Origin of the sequence: Nocardia sp. NPDC056564, assembly GCF_042793755.1 — a bacterium.
GTDB lineage: Bacteria > Actinomycetota > Actinomycetes > Mycobacteriales > Mycobacteriaceae > Nocardia.
Genome location: NZ_JBHTUR010000006.1, coordinates 394,441 through 410,506, shown reverse-complemented (window position 1 = coordinate 410,506; position 16,066 = coordinate 394,441). Strand labels below are relative to the sequence as shown.

At 68.6% G+C, this 16,066-nt stretch carries 15 protein-coding genes; 7 read left to right on the top strand and 8 right to left on the bottom strand.

From position 1 onward, the window contains the following. Nucleotides 1-34: 34 nt before the first annotated feature. From ACFQ9K_RS18800 to ACFQ9K_RS18790, 3 genes are read right to left on the bottom strand one after another with little or no spacing between them, the layout of a single operon-like run. Nucleotides 35-2,128 carry an MMPL family transporter gene (locus ACFQ9K_RS18800; protein WP_378716787.1) on the bottom strand — a complete coding sequence of 698 codons (2,094 nt, stop codon included), beginning with the start codon at nucleotides 2,126-2,128 and terminating at the stop codon, nucleotides 35-37. A gap of 59 nt (nucleotides 2,129-2,187) precedes the next feature. Then, nucleotides 2,188-2,727: a hypothetical protein gene (locus ACFQ9K_RS18795; protein ID WP_378716714.1), complete on the bottom strand. Its 540-nt coding sequence runs from the start codon at nucleotides 2,725-2,727 to the stop codon at nucleotides 2,188-2,190. Continuing rightward, nucleotides 2,728-3,084 carry a hypothetical protein gene (locus tag ACFQ9K_RS18790; protein WP_378716716.1) on the bottom strand — a complete coding sequence of 119 codons (357 nt, stop codon included), beginning with the start codon at nucleotides 3,082-3,084 and terminating at the stop codon, nucleotides 2,728-2,730. Between the two features lie 161 nt (nucleotides 3,085-3,245). Here ACFQ9K_RS18790 and ACFQ9K_RS18785 point away from each other — a divergent pair, with 161 nt between their 5' ends. The 3 genes from ACFQ9K_RS18785 to ACFQ9K_RS18775 are packed head-to-tail and all read left to right on the top strand — an operon-like array spanning nucleotide 3,246 to nucleotide 5,696. Next, a complete protein-coding gene (locus tag ACFQ9K_RS18785; protein WP_378716718.1) occupies nucleotides 3,246-4,328 on the top strand; it encodes a YncE family protein in 1,083 nt (360 codons plus the stop codon). Beyond that, nucleotides 4,328-4,615 carry a DUF5703 family protein gene (locus ACFQ9K_RS18780; protein ID WP_364733039.1) on the top strand — a complete coding sequence of 96 codons (288 nt, stop codon included), beginning with the start codon at nucleotides 4,328-4,330 and terminating at the stop codon, nucleotides 4,613-4,615. The genes ACFQ9K_RS18785 and ACFQ9K_RS18780 overlap by 1 nt, the downstream gene beginning before the upstream one ends. A 4-nt stretch (nucleotides 4,616-4,619) precedes the next feature. Then, nucleotides 4,620-5,696, top strand: coding sequence for a quinone-dependent dihydroorotate dehydrogenase (locus ACFQ9K_RS18775; protein ID WP_378716720.1), 1,077 nt, complete (start codon nucleotides 4,620-4,622; stop codon nucleotides 5,694-5,696). A gap of 32 nt (nucleotides 5,697-5,728) precedes the next feature. On the opposite strand, the gene ACFQ9K_RS18770 is transcribed toward ACFQ9K_RS18775, so the two are convergent. Next, nucleotides 5,729-6,112 (bottom strand): hypothetical protein, encoded by a 384-nt coding sequence (locus ACFQ9K_RS18770; protein ID WP_378716722.1) that lies wholly within the window; start codon nucleotides 6,110-6,112, stop codon nucleotides 5,729-5,731. A gap of 43 nt (nucleotides 6,113-6,155) precedes the next feature. Next, entirely contained in the window at nucleotides 6,156-6,449 is a 294-nt protein-coding gene (locus tag ACFQ9K_RS18765; protein ID WP_378716723.1) for a hypothetical protein, read from the bottom strand. A gap of 452 nt (nucleotides 6,450-6,901) precedes the next feature. Here ACFQ9K_RS18765 and ACFQ9K_RS18760 point away from each other — a divergent pair, with 452 nt between their 5' ends. The 3 genes from ACFQ9K_RS18760 (at nucleotide 6,902) to ACFQ9K_RS18750 (ending at nucleotide 11,201) form a co-directional block, all read left to right on the top strand. Beyond that, complete coding sequence (locus ACFQ9K_RS18760) at nucleotides 6,902-8,395, top strand: carbohydrate kinase family protein (protein WP_378716725.1); 1,494 nt, start codon at nucleotides 6,902-6,904, stop codon at nucleotides 8,393-8,395. Continuing rightward, nucleotides 8,392-9,201: a GTP cyclohydrolase II gene (locus tag ACFQ9K_RS18755; RefSeq protein ID WP_378716726.1), complete on the top strand. Its 810-nt coding sequence runs from the start codon at nucleotides 8,392-8,394 to the stop codon at nucleotides 9,199-9,201. Before ACFQ9K_RS18760 ends, ACFQ9K_RS18755 begins: the two co-directional genes overlap by 4 nt. Nucleotides 9,202-9,368: 167 nt before the next feature. Further along, nucleotides 9,369-11,201: an AMP-dependent synthetase/ligase gene (locus ACFQ9K_RS18750; RefSeq protein ID WP_378716728.1), complete on the top strand. Its 1,833-nt coding sequence runs from the start codon at nucleotides 9,369-9,371 to the stop codon at nucleotides 11,199-11,201. Between the two features lie 51 nt (nucleotides 11,202-11,252). On the opposite strand, the gene ACFQ9K_RS18745 is transcribed toward ACFQ9K_RS18750, so the two are convergent. Further along, nucleotides 11,253-11,795 (bottom strand): YbhB/YbcL family Raf kinase inhibitor-like protein, encoded by a 543-nt coding sequence (locus tag ACFQ9K_RS18745; RefSeq protein ID WP_378716730.1) that lies wholly within the window; start codon nucleotides 11,793-11,795, stop codon nucleotides 11,253-11,255. A 14-nt stretch (nucleotides 11,796-11,809) separates the two neighbouring features. Continuing rightward, complete coding sequence (locus ACFQ9K_RS18740; RefSeq protein ID WP_378716731.1) at nucleotides 11,810-13,171, bottom strand: M20/M25/M40 family metallo-hydrolase; 1,362 nt, start codon at nucleotides 13,169-13,171, stop codon at nucleotides 11,810-11,812. Nucleotides 13,172-13,418: 247 nt separating this feature from the next. Between ACFQ9K_RS18740 and ACFQ9K_RS18735 the strand changes: the two genes are divergently transcribed. Further along, nucleotides 13,419-14,885 carry an FAD-dependent monooxygenase gene (locus ACFQ9K_RS18735; RefSeq protein WP_378716732.1) on the top strand — a complete coding sequence of 489 codons (1,467 nt, stop codon included), beginning with the start codon at nucleotides 13,419-13,421 and terminating at the stop codon, nucleotides 14,883-14,885. A 9-nt stretch (nucleotides 14,886-14,894) separates the two neighbouring features. Here the strand turns inward: ACFQ9K_RS18735 and ACFQ9K_RS18730 are convergent, their stop codons facing one another. Then, nucleotides 14,895-16,058: a MalY/PatB family protein gene (locus ACFQ9K_RS18730; RefSeq protein WP_378716733.1), complete on the bottom strand. Its 1,164-nt coding sequence runs from the start codon at nucleotides 16,056-16,058 to the stop codon at nucleotides 14,895-14,897. Nucleotides 16,059-16,066: the final 8 nt, after the last annotated feature.

Genomic DNA, 16,066 nt, shown 5'->3' with positions numbered 1-16,066 from the left:
GGCGGCAAGTAGCTACCCCACCAGAACCGACCCCTCAGCGCCAGATCAGCTTCAGCACAGCAGGAGTCAGCAGCATGCGGATGACCGTCGCATCCAGGATCAGCGCGGCGATCATTCCGTAGGCGATGTACTTCATCAGCACCAGATCGGAGAATCCGAACGCGCCGGTGACGACGATCAGAATCGCTGCGGCGGAAGTGATCACGCCGCCGGTGTGGGCGATGCCATAGCGGATCGCCTCGCCTGGTTCGGCACCGTTGGACCGCGCCTCGGCCACCCGCGAGAGCAGGAACACCTCGTAGTCGGTGGACAGCCCGAACACCACCGTCACGATCAACGCGAGCACCGCGAACATCAACGGCCCTGGCGTGAAGTGGAAGAACCCCGCCCCGTGACCCTCGACGAACACCCAGGTCAGCACCCCCAACGTCGACACCAGACTCAACGCGCTCATGGCAACGGCCTTCACCGCCAGCACAATCGACCGGAACGCCGCATACATCAACGTCAATGCCGCCGCCGCGAGAATCGCCACCAGCAGCGGCAACCCGTGCAACAGCCCGTTGATGCTGTCTCGTTCCAGCGCGGGCACCCCGGCCACCATGACGTCCACCCCGGCCGGTTCCGGAATCGCCCGCAGCGCCTTGATCACCCGATCCGAGTCCTGCTTGTCCGTCAGCCCGGCCTGCAACACATTGATGCCGTCCTTGGTCGGCACCGACGGCTCGAATCGCCCGGTCAAACCGGGTATTCGACTCGCCTCGTAGCGAATGTCACTGAGCTGCTGCGGATTCGCGTTCCGTACGACCAGCTTCAACGGTTCGGTACGGAAACTCGGGAACAGCTCGTCGAACCGTTCCTGCGCCACCCGCGCCGGGTTCTCCGCGCCGAGATACTTCTCACTGATCCCGCCGAACTCGATGTGCCGGAACGGAATACTCAACGCGAGCAGCGCGAGCACGATCGGCACCGCCACCGCCCACGGCCGCCGCATCGCCCACTGCGCGAGCCGGGAGAAGAACCCGGCATCGATCTGCGCCTCGGTCTTGCTGCGGGAGAACCGTTTCCAGCCGAGCAGATCGATGCGCCGCCCCGCGATACTCAACGCCGCCGGCAACGCGGTCACCGACAGCAGCGCCGCGAGCAGCACCGAACTGATCCCGCCGTACGGCACCGAGCGCAGCACCCCGTTCGGGAAGATGAACAGCGCGGCGAGACTCACCGCGATGATGCCCGCCGAGAACAGCACGGTCCGCCCCGCGGTCGCCACCGTGCGCGCGGTCGCCTCCTCCACGTCGCGCCCCGCGGCCAGCTCCTCCCGGAACCGCGTCACGGTGAACAACCCGTAATCGATGGCCAACCCGAGACTCACCAAAGTCATGACGGTACTGGCGAATACGTTCACGTCGATCATCCCGGTGAGCACCCGCATGATCCCCGCGGTCCCCATGATCGTCATGCCGCCGATCACCACCGGCAGCAACGCGCCGATCACCCCGCCGAAGACGAAGTACAGCAGGATCGCCACCAACGGCAACGCGATGATCTCCGCCCGGTGAATGTCGTTCTGCATACCGGTATTCAGGCCGGCGAGCACCGGCTGCAACCCGGCCAGCTGCACCGTCGTCCCGCCCGGCCCGCCGCCGGCGCTTCCCGCGCCCAGATGGTCCTTGATCGCGGCGTAGTTCTCGACGGTCGCCGTGCCCTCGCCGCGCAACCCGACGCTGGCGAACGCGTGCGTGCGCGAAGCGTCCGTGGCGTTGGCCGCGAACGGGCTGTCCCAGTAGCTATCGATCTTCAGGATGTTGTCCGGATACCGCGTGAGCAGCCCGGTCAACGCGCCCGTCACCGCGGACCGCACCGCCGGATCATCGACGGTCGTCCCGGCGGGCGCGGTGTACAGCAGGATCACATCGCTGTCGGTATCCCGCCCGAACGTCGCATCCGCGATCTTCGAGGCCGCCACCGACTCGCTGGACTCGTCGAACCACCCCTCCTGGGTCAGCCGCCCCGACAGGTCCCGCCCGTACCACCCGGACGCCAGCACCGCCAGCGCGAACACCCCGAGCACCAGAAAACGATGCCGGTAAACGAACCGCCCCCACCGCAGCAACCCGGAGTGCAGCATCGAATCATCCTGCGGCGCACGCGAACCCCGCACGCGCGACTCCCGCACCCCGGTCACGGTCAGCCGCAGGCGGGCGTGCGGTAGTCGGCGGAACGCAGAATCCCGCACAGATCGGTGCGCGAGATCTTCCACTTGCCGTCGAGCAGCACGAAGTGCACCACGGTCGTGCGCACCGCGGTCCCGCTGCCGTCCTTGTCCAGGCGCATGGTCGCGGTCAGCGTGCCGTCGTGGTTGTCGAACACCGGGTCGGTGACCCCGTAGACCGCGCGCGGATTGTCCTGCAACGCCTTGTACATATCGGGAATCGCCGTGCGGAACGCGTCGCCGTCCTCGATGAGGTCGGTCCGCTCGGTGTCCGGCAGCCCCGGATCCAGCGCCCGCTTGATCTGCGCGTCCAGCTGCGCGGCCGTCGGCAGCGGCGGATGCGCGGCGATGGAGGAGGTGGTGATCGACGCGGACAGCGACGCGTTGGCCGACGAACGAGCGGCGTCGACGGCCGCCTCGTCCGATCCGGTGCTGCATGCCGCGGACGCGGCCACCAGGAGGAGGCCGGTCGCGGTCAGCGCGGTGCGGGCGAGAAATGTGTATGGCATCACCATCTACATACCATCAATGACGGAGCTGATGCGGCCCAGCAGGGCCCGAACGGTCGTCACTTCTCGATCGGGCGCCGCCTCGACCGGTACCGCGTCCGGAATCATGTCCCGCACCAGCGCGACGACGCTGCGTTCGTCGTCCAGATCGATATCGGTGACCCTGGCCTCGGCGACCGCGACGACATCCTCCGGACCCGGCACCGCGCTCGCCAGATCGGCCCGGTAGATCTCCAGCGTCAAGCTGGCCCGGACCGTGCGAAACGCATACGGCCTGCCGTCGCCGGTGGTGCCGAACCCATGAGCGAACGGACCAACGGTGATGTCATCGATGGTAAATCCCGACGTGTGGTCGGCTATCAACCGGATCTCCCTGATTTGGACACTGTTTCAGCTCAACCGTAACGCGCATCACCGACATTCTCCCCCCGCCACCACCCCGGTACGCCGTCGCGGTGCGCCATCATGGTCAGATGGTGGCGTTGCGGTTAATCGTCGGTAGCAGTCGGTAAGGAGTTCGGTGGATGCGCCCTCGCGGCTGGGTTCGATTGGCGGCGTTCGCGGGTTCTGCCGTGGTGGCGCGGCGCGGCCACCTCGTCCGAGTTCCCACCGCCGTGCTCGGCGTGGCGGCGCTGACGGTGCTGGCCGGCTGCGGCAACAGCCCCGACAGTGACAACCTGCCCACCAGGGATCCGGCGACCGCGGCCGTCTCACCCGCCGGCACGACGCCACCCGCGGGCGATGTCACCGGACTCGCTCCCGTCCGCGCGATGCTCGCCGAGCAAGGCACCGGTCAGCTCGGCGCGCTCGACGCGGGCGAGGCGAACAGCACCCTCTTCCTGATCGACCCCGCGAACCCCACCGGCGTGCGCAGCCTGCCGCTGCCCGCCCACGGCGCGGGCCTTGCGCAGGGCAAACCCGGCGAACTCCTGATCCCCGCCGTCGACCGCATCCTCCGCGTCGACGTCGCCGCCGCCACCCTCAGCGAAGTCCCGTTCGACGGAGATGCCCGGTCCGTTCAGCGTCGCGACGACGACACGCTGCTCGTCGGCACCGCGGACGGCAAGGTCCGCACCCTCTCACCGGCGGGCAAGGTGGTCCGAACCGTGTCCGGCCTCGCCTCCGCCGACGCGCTCGCCCTCACCCCCGACCACGTGTCCGTCCTGGACCGCAAGCAGACCTCGGTCACCGAGATCGAGCTGGGCAAGGACGACCTGGGCCTGGCCCTGCGCGCGGGCGACGGCGCCACCACCATGATCTCCGATCACTTCGGCCGGATCATCGTCACCGACAGCACGGGCAACGAACTCTTGGTGTTCAGCGCCGGACCTCTCGTCCTGCGTCAGCGATTCCCGGTAAACTCTTCGCCTTACGCGCTCGCCTACGATCAGCGGTCCGACACCGTGTGGGTGACGTGCACGCAGAGCAACGAAGTCGTCGGATTCGATCTATCGACAGGTATACCGACGGAAGTCGGCCGCTACCCGACGGTGCGGCAGCCGAACTCGGTGGCCATCGATCAGCGTACCGGTGACATGTTCGTGGGATCCGCGGCCGACGGCGGTCTGCAGCGGATCCGCGCGGACGATCGGAAGAGAGGCCACTGATGACTCCGGCAACGCGGGCAGACGACGACCCCCCATCACCGCGCGAGCAGCGAGCGCGCCGCAACGCGCTGCCCGCAGGCTGGGAAACCACCAGCGACGACTATGAATACGTGCCGCTGCGGCTGCCACCCGAGGTGACCAGGGTGACCGCGTCCATGCGGCTGGCCATCCAGGCCGAGTTCGGCGGCTGGGAACTGTCCCGCGTGCGGGCCTACACCGACGGTAGCCGCCGGGTGCTGCTGCGCCGCCGAAAAACCGCACTACCCCAGCCGGAACCGGGAATGTGAGCTGATGTACGCCCTGTTATTACGCCTGATGTTCCTGGTTCCCCCGGAACGCATCCACCATCTGGCCTTCGCCGCCATGCGCTTGGCCACCCGTTTCGCGCCCACCCGCTGGGTCATGACCAAGTTGCTGGTCACCGACGATCCCATCCTGCGCAACACCGCGTTCGGCATCGACTTCCCGGCGCCGGTCGGCTTGGCCGCCGGGTTCGACAAGAATGCCGACGGCGTCGACGCCTGGGCGCCGCTCGGTTTCGGTTTCGCCGAGATCGGCACCGTCACCGCCCAGGCGCAGCCGGGCAACCCCGCCCCACGCCTGTTCCGGCTGCCCGCCGATCGCGCCCTGATCAACCGCATGGGCTTCAACAACTTCGGCGCCGCGGCCGCCGCCGAATACCTGCGCGGCCGCCGCGGCGACGTGCCGATCGGCGCCAACATCGGCAAGACCAAAATCGTCGAACCCGCTGACGCCGCAGGCGATTACGCGATCAGCGCGGCCCTGCTCGGTCCGCTCGCCGACTTCGTCGTGGTGAACGTCAGCTCGCCGAACACGCCCGGCCTGCGCGACCTGCAAGCCGTCGAATCGCTGCGCCCGCTGCTGCAGGCCGTGCTCGACAGCGTCCAGGTGCCCGTGCTGGTCAAGATCGCCCCCGACCTGTCCGACGAGGACATCGACGCCGTCGCCGACCTCGCCGTCGAACTCGGCCTGGCCGGCATCGTCGCCACCAACACCACCATCCGCCGCGACGGCCTGCGCACCCCCGCCGACGAGGTCGCCGCCATGGGCGCGGGCGGCCTGTCCGGCGCGCCGGTCGCCGACCGGTCACTGGACGTGCTGCGCCGCCTCTACCGCCGCGTCGGCGACCGCCTCGTACTCATCTCCGTCGGCGGCATCGAAACCGCCGACCAGGCCTGGGAACGCGTCCGCGCCGGCGCCACCCTGCTCCAGGGCTACACCGGCTTCATCTACGGCGGCCCCTTCTGGACCCGCAAGATCCACCGCGGTCTGGCCGAGCGCCTGCGCGCCGACGGGTATCGGAACATCGCCGACGCCATCGGCGCCGAGCACACCGCCAACGCCTGAGCATTCACCTTGCGACAGTGCGTCTCTCGACGTTATCCGGGGACGTACGGCGGCGTGATCACGTGCGGCCGCAACCGGTAGGAGTGTGCGTTGCGGCGCACGGGCACCGGATCGCCCGCGCGCCGCAACTCCTCGTGTAGTCGTTCCGCCATCCGCTTGGCCAGCAGGATGATCACCTGCTCCCGCACCATGCCCAGCCGGTCGGCGTAACCGTCGACCCGGGCCTGGGCGATGCGGTCGTGCACGACATGCGGGTCGCTGAGCAGTTCGTCGAGCTCCATGCCCGCTCTGGCCTGGGCCTCGGTCAGTCCGCGGCCAGGCAGCCAGCTCAACCGCCAGACCCGAGCCCCGTCCCGGTACGCCGACTCCGGGGTGATGTCACTGGTCATCGTCCATTCGGTGGTGTGAATGGTCATCGCTACCTCCGGTACAACGGATCGAGCATGTTCGGCTCGACGTCTAATCCCGCGGCTGCCTGTCGTGCATCCGCTGATGCAGCACGGACAGGGCCGCCTGCACGGTGAGTCCGAGGGAGCCGGCCAGCGCGTCGGCGCGGGCCTGCTCCCGGTTGCCGGGAACCGAGTCCGGCCGGCCGAGCAGCTCGGCCAATTCCATTCCGGCCCTAGCCTGTTCGAGGGTGAGGCGATGCGGCAGCCAGCTCAGTCGCCAGGACGGTTCGGAGCGGGCCGCCCGCCACGCCCATTCGACGGTGACACTGCTGGTCATCGACCGGCTGTTCGCGTAAATGGTCACGGCTGACTCCACGGGCGTGGAAGTCGTCGCCGGGGTCGCGTCGGCCGAAAGAGGAGTGGAGGCAACGGATCCGGCGCGGAAGTGCGGCCGGACCGTGCGGTGCTTCCTCGATGAAGCGGAGCGGGCGACGACTTGGGGGGTGGTCATTCGGCAGGTGCGGCGAACGCACTCGATTCGCCTAGGCCGCGTGCAGGTTCGGCTCCAGCTCGGTGTCGGTGACTGCGCGGCGCTGCTTGCGCCGGCGGATCTGCCGGATCAGGAAAATCACCTTCATCACCAGGCCCTCCCGAGTCGTCTGGCGGAGACGATCGAATCGTCACCCCCAGTGTGGCATTTGCCGTTCTCAAAGGTCAATTGCCGTTGTAGTTTGGTAATTGCCAGTTCATGCTTCGGATAAACCGCTTATCCTGAGCGCCGCATAACGATCCGTCACGACCACAGGGAGGATGGCGATGCTGCCGCAGGACTCGGGCACGGTGGCCGCCCGCAACATCCTCACCAGGCTGGGCAAGCGCTCGGGATTGAGCTCGGATCGCCTGCGCACCACCGAGATCGACGTCGCACCGCTGCTGGATCTGCCGGCCGTGCGCAGGCACGCGCAGCGAACCGGGATAGCGCGCGAGGAGGCGGTGCTGCCGGTGGTGCGCGATCTGGCTCGCCAGCTCAATCCCTCCTCGCTGCTGATCGTCGACGCGGTTCTCGCGCTCGGCCTGCTGCGCGAAATTCCGGACGCCGGAATCGATCTGGATCGCCTCTACGCTCCCGACCTGGGCGAGCGGCGGCAGTATCTGGCCGATCGGTGGCAGTTGCTGCACACCGCACTGCACGCCGACCACGTGCCGCCCGCACCTTCCGTGCGGTCGTTGCGCGGCAACCAGGAGTGGCGCGCGTTCACCGAACTCGCCGCCCTGGTCGCCAACGAATCGATCTACGATGCCGGGCCCACCCATCCGGGCCACTCCCTGCCTGCCCCGGAAGTGGTTGCGCCGCCGCCGGTTCCGGGCGTCGTCACGGTGTTCGGCGACGCGGTGATCGATCACATCTACCGCGTCGGCCACATTCCGGAGGTCGGCACCTCGACGCCGGGCAACTTCGCCGAACATCCGGGCGGCAAGGGGCTCAACCGGGCCGTGGCCGCCGCCCGGCTCGGGCTGCGCGTTCAGCTGATCACGGCGATCGGCGACGACGACGCGGGCCGGCGAATCCTGGACTACCTGCGCAGCGAGAACGTCGACACCGATCTGGTGAAGGTGGTCCCCGACGCGCCGACCCCGGTCACCGCGGTGCTGATCACCAGCACCGGCGCGGCGAGCAATATCGGTTGCCGCGACTACCGAATCCGGTTGAGTGCTCAAGATTTGCGCAGTCCGGTCATCCACGCCGCGATCGAGCAGTCGGACGCGGTGCTGCTGACCTTCGAGCAGCCCCGCCCGGTGATCGAACAGGTGCTGGCCACCGTGCGTCGAACCGCGGGCAGGCCGCTGCTCGTCGTGCATCCCTCCCCCTCGGTGGACCTGCCGCAGTATCTGTACCAATACCTCGACGTGGTCGACTATCTCGCGGGCACCAGCGCAGACCTCGCCGCGATGGTGCCGGAGGCGAATTCCACCTCGGTGGCCGACACCGCGCGGCGGTTGCGCACGCTCGGCGTCCGTTCCGTATGCGCGGTCGAGGACTTCCGGTGCACGGTGTGGTCGGATAGGGTCAACGCCGAGATCCCGCCGTTCCCAGCGGCTCTCGAAGACTCCCCCGGCGCTCAGGCGGCCTTCGCCGCGGCGCTGGTATATCGTCTCGTCTCGACGCGCAGACCGGCCGAGGGCCAGGACTATGTCTGGGCAACGGCCGCGACGGCCGCGACGCAATCGTTCGGAGATGTCCCAGACGCAATGCCGCTCGTCAGTGAGATCGACCGGATCTTCCACCTTGCTTCGAAGGAGAAGCGTTGACCACAGCTGGGTCCGACCTTGCCGAAACCGATCACCGGTTCACCCGCAAGGAGCATGATCTGCGACTGCGCGTGCTGGAGCTCGGCACCCAGGGCGAGCAGGGGCATCTGCTGGTTTTCGGCGAGGTTGCCGACGGTTGTCTGGTACGCCTGCACTCGCGCTGCCTGTACGGCGACGCGCTGCGTTCCGAGGACTGCGACTGCGGACCGGAACTCGACGCCGCCCTCGACCTGATCCAGGCCGAGGGCGCGGGCGTGCTGGTGTATCTGGAGCAGGAGGGCCGCGGGGCCGGGCTGGTCGCGAAGGCGCGCGGTTACCGATACAGCGAGCAGCACGCGACCGACACGTTCGCCAGTTACGAGGCGCTCGGCTACCCCGCCGACGATCGCAGCTACGACCTGGCCGCCGAACGGCTGGCCGGGCTCGGTCTGCGCTCGGTGCGGCTGCTCACCAACAATCCGGCCAAGATCGACGCACTGCGCGCCGCGGGCATCGACGTCGCCCCCGTGCCGCTGCTCACGCCCGTGCACGGCCTGCGGGCCCGCCGGTACCTGGAGGCCAAACGGGCACGCCGGGGCCATCGCATCCCGATCGTGTACATCCCGTTCGTCGCGTTCTCGGCGCGGTCGATGCGCCCGCGCTGGACGCCGCACCTCGGCGTCGAGCTGTTCGTCCCGATCGCGATCCTGTGCGCGCTCATGGTCCATTTCGATCAGCTCGGCAGTGCCGCGGGCACTGCGCTCGGCGCGCTGGTCGCGTTCGTGGTCGCGGCCCGGCAACGCGGCCGATTCGCCCGGTCGAAGTAGCCCCGGGCGGCAAATGTCGCATGCGTGTTACTTCGCGGGTAAGCCCCACCGTTATCCCCACTCCCTGGCTACCATGAGTGAGCCGCGCCACTCCTGGCGCACTGAGAACCGCCCGCGTGCGGACGCCGTGAGGCGCGGTTCATGGCATGGAAATCAGGAACAGGGATATGACGACAGCAGACATCGGCTATGCGCACGAATCGGACAAAACGGTCTACACGGTTCCGGAGGCGTTCCAGGAGACCCTGACGTTGCGGCCCGATCAGGTGGCATTGCGGACGGTCGGCGGGACCCAGCAGATCACCTGGCGGGAGTTCGGCGAGCGGGTGCGCGCGATCGCGTCCGGCCTGTCCGCGCTGGGCGTCGGGCCCGGCGACACCGTGGGCATCATGCTGACCAACCGGCCCGAATTCAACCTGGTCGACACCGCCGCCCTGCACCTCGGCGCCACCCCGTTCTCGATCTACAACACCAGCTCGTCCGAGCAGATCACCCACCTGTTCACCAATGCGGCGAACAAAGTCGTTGTGACAGAACAGGTTTTCCTGGACAAGGTGACCGGCGCGGGCGTCGAACTCGCGCACATCGTGCTGGTGGACGGACCGGCCACCGGCGCCATCACCCTCGCCGACGTCGAGGCGAACCCGGCTCCGCATTTCGATTTCGAGGCGGCCTGGCGCGCGGTCAAGCCGGACGACCTGGCCACGCTGATCTACACCTCGGGCACCACCGGCCCGTCCAAGGGCGTCGAGGTCACCCATCGCAACGTGCTCGCCCAGGTGATCGCGCTGGTCAACGGGCCGCTGCCGGTCGGCCTGGACGACCGCGCCGTGTCGTACCTGCCCGCCGCGCACGTCGCCGACCGCATCTCCTGCCATGCCATGAACCTGGTCACCGGCGTCCAGGTGACCACCGTGCCGGACCCGCGCGAGGTCGCCGCCGCGCTGCCCGACGCCCGTCCGACCACCTTCTTCGGCGTGCCGCGGGTGTGGCAGAAGATCAAGGTGGGCATCGAGGGCAAGCTGGCCGCCGAGCCGAGCGGGGTGAAGAAGTCGCTCGCCAACTGGGCCATCGAGACCGGCATGGCCGCGGCCAGGGCCGATCTCGCGGGCAAGGGTCGCGGGCCGATCCTCTCGGTGCAGCACAAACTGGCCGACGCGCTGGTGCTGTCGAAGCTGCGGCACGCGATGGGCCTGGACGAGCTGTCCGTGCCCGCCTCCGGCGCCGCGCCGATCCCGGCGGAGACCCTCGAATACTTCCTCGGCCTCGGCTTCCCGATGAGCGAGGTGTGGGGCATGTCGGAGACCACCGGCGTCGGCACCTTCACCGAGAAGGCCAAGCCGCGCCCCGGCTCGGTCGGCCGCCCGGTCGACGGCTTGGAGCTGCGACTCGACACCGACGGCGAGGTCCTGGTGCGCGGGGCGATCGTCACCGGCGGCTACCGCAACATGCCGGAGCAGACGGCGGAGGCGATCGACGCCGACGGCTGGCTGCACACCGGCGACATCGGCACCCTGGACGCCGACGGTTACCTGCGCATCGTCGATCGCAAGAAGGAACTGATCATCAACGAGGCCGGCAAGAACATCGCGCCGAGCAACGTGGAGAACGCGGTGAAGGCGGTGTCCTCCCTGGTCGGTCAGGTGGTCGCGTTCGGCGACGCGAAGCCCTATATCGCGGCGCTGATCGTGCTCGATCCCGACGTCGCGGCGTTGCGCGCCAAGGAATTCGACGCGACCGGCGCCGATGTGGCGACGCTGGCCACCAGGCAGGAGATCGTCGACGAGGTGCTCGCCGCGGTACAGGCGGGCAACGTCAAGCTGTCCCGGGTGGAGCAGATCAAGCGCTTCACCATCATCGGCGCGGTGTGGGAGCCGGGCGGCGACGAGCTGACCCCGAAGATGTCGCTCAAACGCACTCCGATCGCGCGGAAGTACGCGGCCGAGGTCGAGGCGCTCTACGCGAAAGACGCCTCGGACCGGGTCATCAACGTGCAGTGACAATGACGGTGGCCCTGCGCATTTCGCTCAGGGCCACCGTCGCGTCCGAACCTACTTCTGCTCGAAGGTGCCCACGATCGTCGCGCGCGCGATGGCGTGCGAGAACAGATTGAAGCCCAGATAGGCGGGCGTGGCCGAGGCATCGATGCCGAGGCTCTCCACGTCCACCGCGTGTACCACGATGAAGTAGCGGTGGTAACCGTGTCCGGGCGGCGGTCCGGCGCCGACGAATCCGGCGAACCCGCCGTCGTTGCGCAGGCTGATCGCGCCGGTCGGCAGCGCGCCGCCTTCCTCACCGCTGCCCGCCCCGCTGGGCAGCGAGGTGGTGCCGACCGGAATGTCGGCCACCGCCCAGTGCCAGAATCCGGCCGCGGTCGGCGCGTCCGGGTCGTACACGGTCACGGCGAAACTCTTTGTCTCCGCGGGGAATCCGGACCAGGACAGCTGCGGCGAGAGGTCCTTGCCGCCGGCCCCGAAGATGCCGCTGACCTGATCGTTGCCGAGCGGCTGACCGTCGGTGACGTCGTCGGAGGTCAGCGTGAACGACGGCAACTGCGGCAGCGCGGCGTACGGGTTGTAGGAGTAATCGGGCACTGATTGTCCTTTCGTCAGCTGTTCAGCAGGAAGTGTTCCAGCACCCGGGTGCCGAATTCGAGCGCTTCCACCGGAACGCGTTCGTCCACACCGTGAAACAGCGCGGTGAAGTCGAGATCCGGTGGCAGTTGCAGCGGCGCGAAGCCGAAGCAGCGAATGCCCAAGCGGGCGAACGCCTTCGCGTCGGTGCCGCCGGAGAGCATGTAGGGCACGGTGCGCCCCCGCGGGTCATGGGCGAGGATCGCGTCGTTCATCGCGTCGACCAGGTGACCGTCGAAAGTCGTTTCGTACGAGTCGAGTTTGGTGATCCACTCGCGCTCGACGTCCGGGCCGATCAGCTCGTCCACCTCACGCTCGAACGCCGCCTGCCGGCCCGGCACCACGCGGCAGTCGACCACGGCCTCCGCGGTCTGCGGAATCACGTTCGCCTTGTACCCGGCCTGCAACATGGTCGGGTTCGCCGTATCCCGCAGTGTGGCACCGATGATCCGCGAGATGGTGCCCAGCTTGGCCAGCTGTCCCTCGATGTCCGGGCTGGACGGGTCGAACTCCAGCCCGGTCTCCTCGGCGACCGCGGCCAGGAACGCGGTCACCGACTCCGACATCACCACGGGGAAGGTGTGTTTGCCGAGCCGTGCGACCGCGTCGGCCAGAATGGTGACCGCGTTGTCCTCGTGCAGGAACGAGCCGTGACCGGCACGGGCCTTGGCGCGCAACCGCATCCAGCCGAGCCCCTTCTCGGCCGTCTCCACCAGATACAGCCGGCGTTCGGTGCCGTCGGGCCGCGGCACGGTCAGCGAGAAGCCGCCGACCTCACCCACCGCCTCGGTGATCCCCTCGAACAGGTCCGGCCGGTTGTCCACCAGCCACTGCGATCCCCACTTGCCGCCGTTCTCCTCGTCGGCCAGGAACGCGAACACGATGTCGCGGGGCGGCACGGTCCCCTCGAGCTTGAACTGCCGGGCGATGGCCAGCATCATCCCGACCATGTCCTTCATGTCGATCGCGCCGCGCCCCCACACGTAACCGTCCTGCACCGCGCCCGAGAACGGATGCACGCTCCAGTCCGCCGCCTCCGCGGGCACCACGTCCAGGTGCCCGTGCATCATCAGCGCGCCCCTGCTCGAATCCGCGCCCGTCAACCGCGCGAACACATTCCCGCGCCCTGGCGCCCCCGACTCGACGTACTCGGTGGTATACCCGGCCTGTTGCAGTTGCTCGGCCACCCATTCCGCACACTCGCGCTCCCCCTTGGTGGTCGCCAGCTCACCAGTGTTCGAGGTATCGAACCGGATCAGCGCGCTGACCAGGTCCACCACCTCGTCGACCGCGCGAGAGCTGCTGTTGGGGACTGATCCTTCGACAGTTGTGGACACGTACCCTTTCCTACCACCTACCCGCACCCGCGCCGCCCGGTCCCTCCTGCCGACGCCCCGCATGACCGCGGGGCGGCACAGCGTACGGTGCCGATCACCGCGTCCGCAGGGGTCTGCATCACGATGATCGCAACGCATCGCCGAAGCGAGGGCCACACGGCTATCGGCCCGGCTCGATCTTCACCGGTGGGCCGCTCGGGCGCGAAAACCGGTGGCGCGACCGGCATACGGTTGGCAGGGTTGAGACGTGCCGGATACCGATGTGGTCATTGTTGGCGGCGGACCGACTGGTCTGTTATTGGCGAACGAGTTGGGGTTGGCGGGGGTGCGGGCCATTGTCATAGAGCGTGACCCGACCCGCAACAGGCAGTCCAAAGCGCTGAACTTGCAGCCGCGGTCCGCGGAGATCCTGGATTGGCGCGGCCGGCTCGACCGGATGGGCGAGTTCGCCTTCGCCAACGTGGAATGGGGCCATTTCTCCGGCATCCCGCTCAACTACGGGGCGCTGGACAGCCGCTTCGCCTATCAGGTCGGGATCGTGCAGGCCGATGTCGAGCGGGCGCTGGAGGCCGATCTCGCCGGCTTCGGCAGCACGCCGCGCCGCGGCCACGAGCTGGTTCGCATCGACGCCGGGCTCGCGCCCGATGACGAACAGGTCGTCGCGATCGTCGCCACGCCGGACGGCGAGCAGCGGATCACGGCGCACTACCTGGTCGGCGCCGACGGCGGGCGCAGCACCGTACGCAAACTGAGCGGCGTGGCGTTCCCCGGCCGGGACGGCAACGCGCCCGCGACGGTCTGCGACATCACCCTGCGCAGCAAACCGGCGGGCGTGGCCGAGTCCTGGACGCTGCCCCAATTCGACACCGACCGCGCCGATTTCGCCTTCCTGCTGCCGCTGCGCGACGGGGTGTACCGGTTCACGTTCAACGCCCTCGATCAGCCCGAAGTCGGCAAGGACACGCCGATTTCCGCCGCGGAGATCCAGGGTGTGCTGACCCGCGTCTACGGACCGGAGATCGAACTCGACGAGGTGCGCGCCGGCTCCCGGTTCACCGATGCCTCCCGGCAGGCCGACCGATACCGAACGGGCCGAGTGTTTCTCGCCGGCGACGCCGCACACATCCACGCGCCGCTCGGCGGTCAGGGCATGAGCCTCGGCCTGCAGGACGCGTTCAACCTCGGCTGGAAGCTCGCCGCCGCGATCAACGGCTGGGCCCCGGCGCATCTGCTCGACAGCTATCACATCGAGCGGCACCCGGTCGCGGCCGCCGTGCTGGCGAACACCCAGGCGCAGAGCGTCCTGACCGCGCCGCATCCCGACGCCAGGGTGGTGCGCCAGATGATCAGCGGGTTGCTGCAGATACCGGAGGCTAACCTTCAGGTGGCCCAAGACATTTCCGGTCTGGCCATTCGCTACGAGCTCGGTCCTGGACTCGGCCACCGGATGCCGGATCTCGATCTCGCCGACGGCACCCGCCTCGCCGAACACGCGCGCGACGGGCACGGGCTGCTGCTGGACAGCAGCCCGGACCGTCGATTCGCCCCGCTCGCCGACGGCTGGCAGACGCGGATCCGGTGCGTCAGCGTGGATCCCGGCGCGCTGGCCGCGGCGGCGGTACTGGTCCGGCCGGACGGTTACGTCTGCGCGTCGAGTGACGACCCCTCGGCGATCTCGACCGCACTGACGCACTGGTTCGGCATGTCCGATTGACCCGCACCCTCAACGATTGGCGTGCTGGTCCACCGCGGCGTGCAGCCGCCCGAGCATGTCGTCGAGCACCGGACGGAAGGTCGCGAAGTTCAGCCGCGCGAAACCCGCACCGCCAGGCCCGAAGTCGGGGCCGGGCAGCAGTTTGACCCTGGCCTGCTCGAGGAAGAACGCCGCCGGATCCTGGCCGAGTTCGAGTGCGCGGCAGTCGAGCCAGGCCAGATAGCTCGCCTCGGGCCGATGGAAGCCGATCCCGGGCGGTAGCGACTCGGCCACCAGGTCGCGGTTCGCGGTCAGCGCGCGCCGGGTCCGCGCCAGCCACTCGCCGCCCTCCCGCCACGCGGTGCAGGTCGCGAGCACGCTCAGCGCACTGACCTGCCCGTACATCAACGGCGGCTGCGCGTCCAACGCCGCCCGTACCCGGCCGTCCCCGACGTGCGCGACACAGCACCGCAGCCCCGCCAGATTGAACGCCTTGCTCGCGGAGTTCAAAGTGACCGTCCGCCCGGCGATTTCGGCCCCGAGCGAGGCGATCGGAATGTGCCTGCGTCGCTCGTGCGTCAGCTCGGAGTGGATCTCGTCGGAGACCACGAAAAGGTCGTGCCGACAGGCGATCTCCGCGATCGACGACAGCTCGTCACGATCGAACATATGCCCGGTCGGGTTGTTCGGGTTCACCAGTATCAAGGCACGGCACTGGTTCTCGGCGATGTCCCGCGCCATCCGCTCGGCGTCGAAGGTCCACCCGTCGGGCCCCTCGATCATCGGGATGGGCACCAGCCGCCGCCCCATCACCTCCAGCGTCTTCAGGAACGGCGGGTACGCGGGCGTGTGCACCGCGACCGCGTCGCCCGGCCGGGTCATCAGCTGCAACACGATCTGCAGGACCTGGATCAGCTCGGTGAAGACGTACACGTCATCCGGGTCGAGGGCCAGGCCGTACCGGTCATGCATGCGCTCGGCGAACGCCTCCTGCAGCGGGTTGCGATCGGGCCGGTCCTCCCACGCCGGGTAGCCCAGATCGCCCTCCGCCGCCCGGCGCAACACCGCCCGCACCGGCTCCGGCACCGGAAAGTCCATGTCCGCGATCCAGCCCGGCAGCACATCCGCCCCCGCCCGTGCCCACTTGATCCCCACCCGCTGCCGCAGTACCTCGATGTCGACCAGATCACTCATGGGCTGAA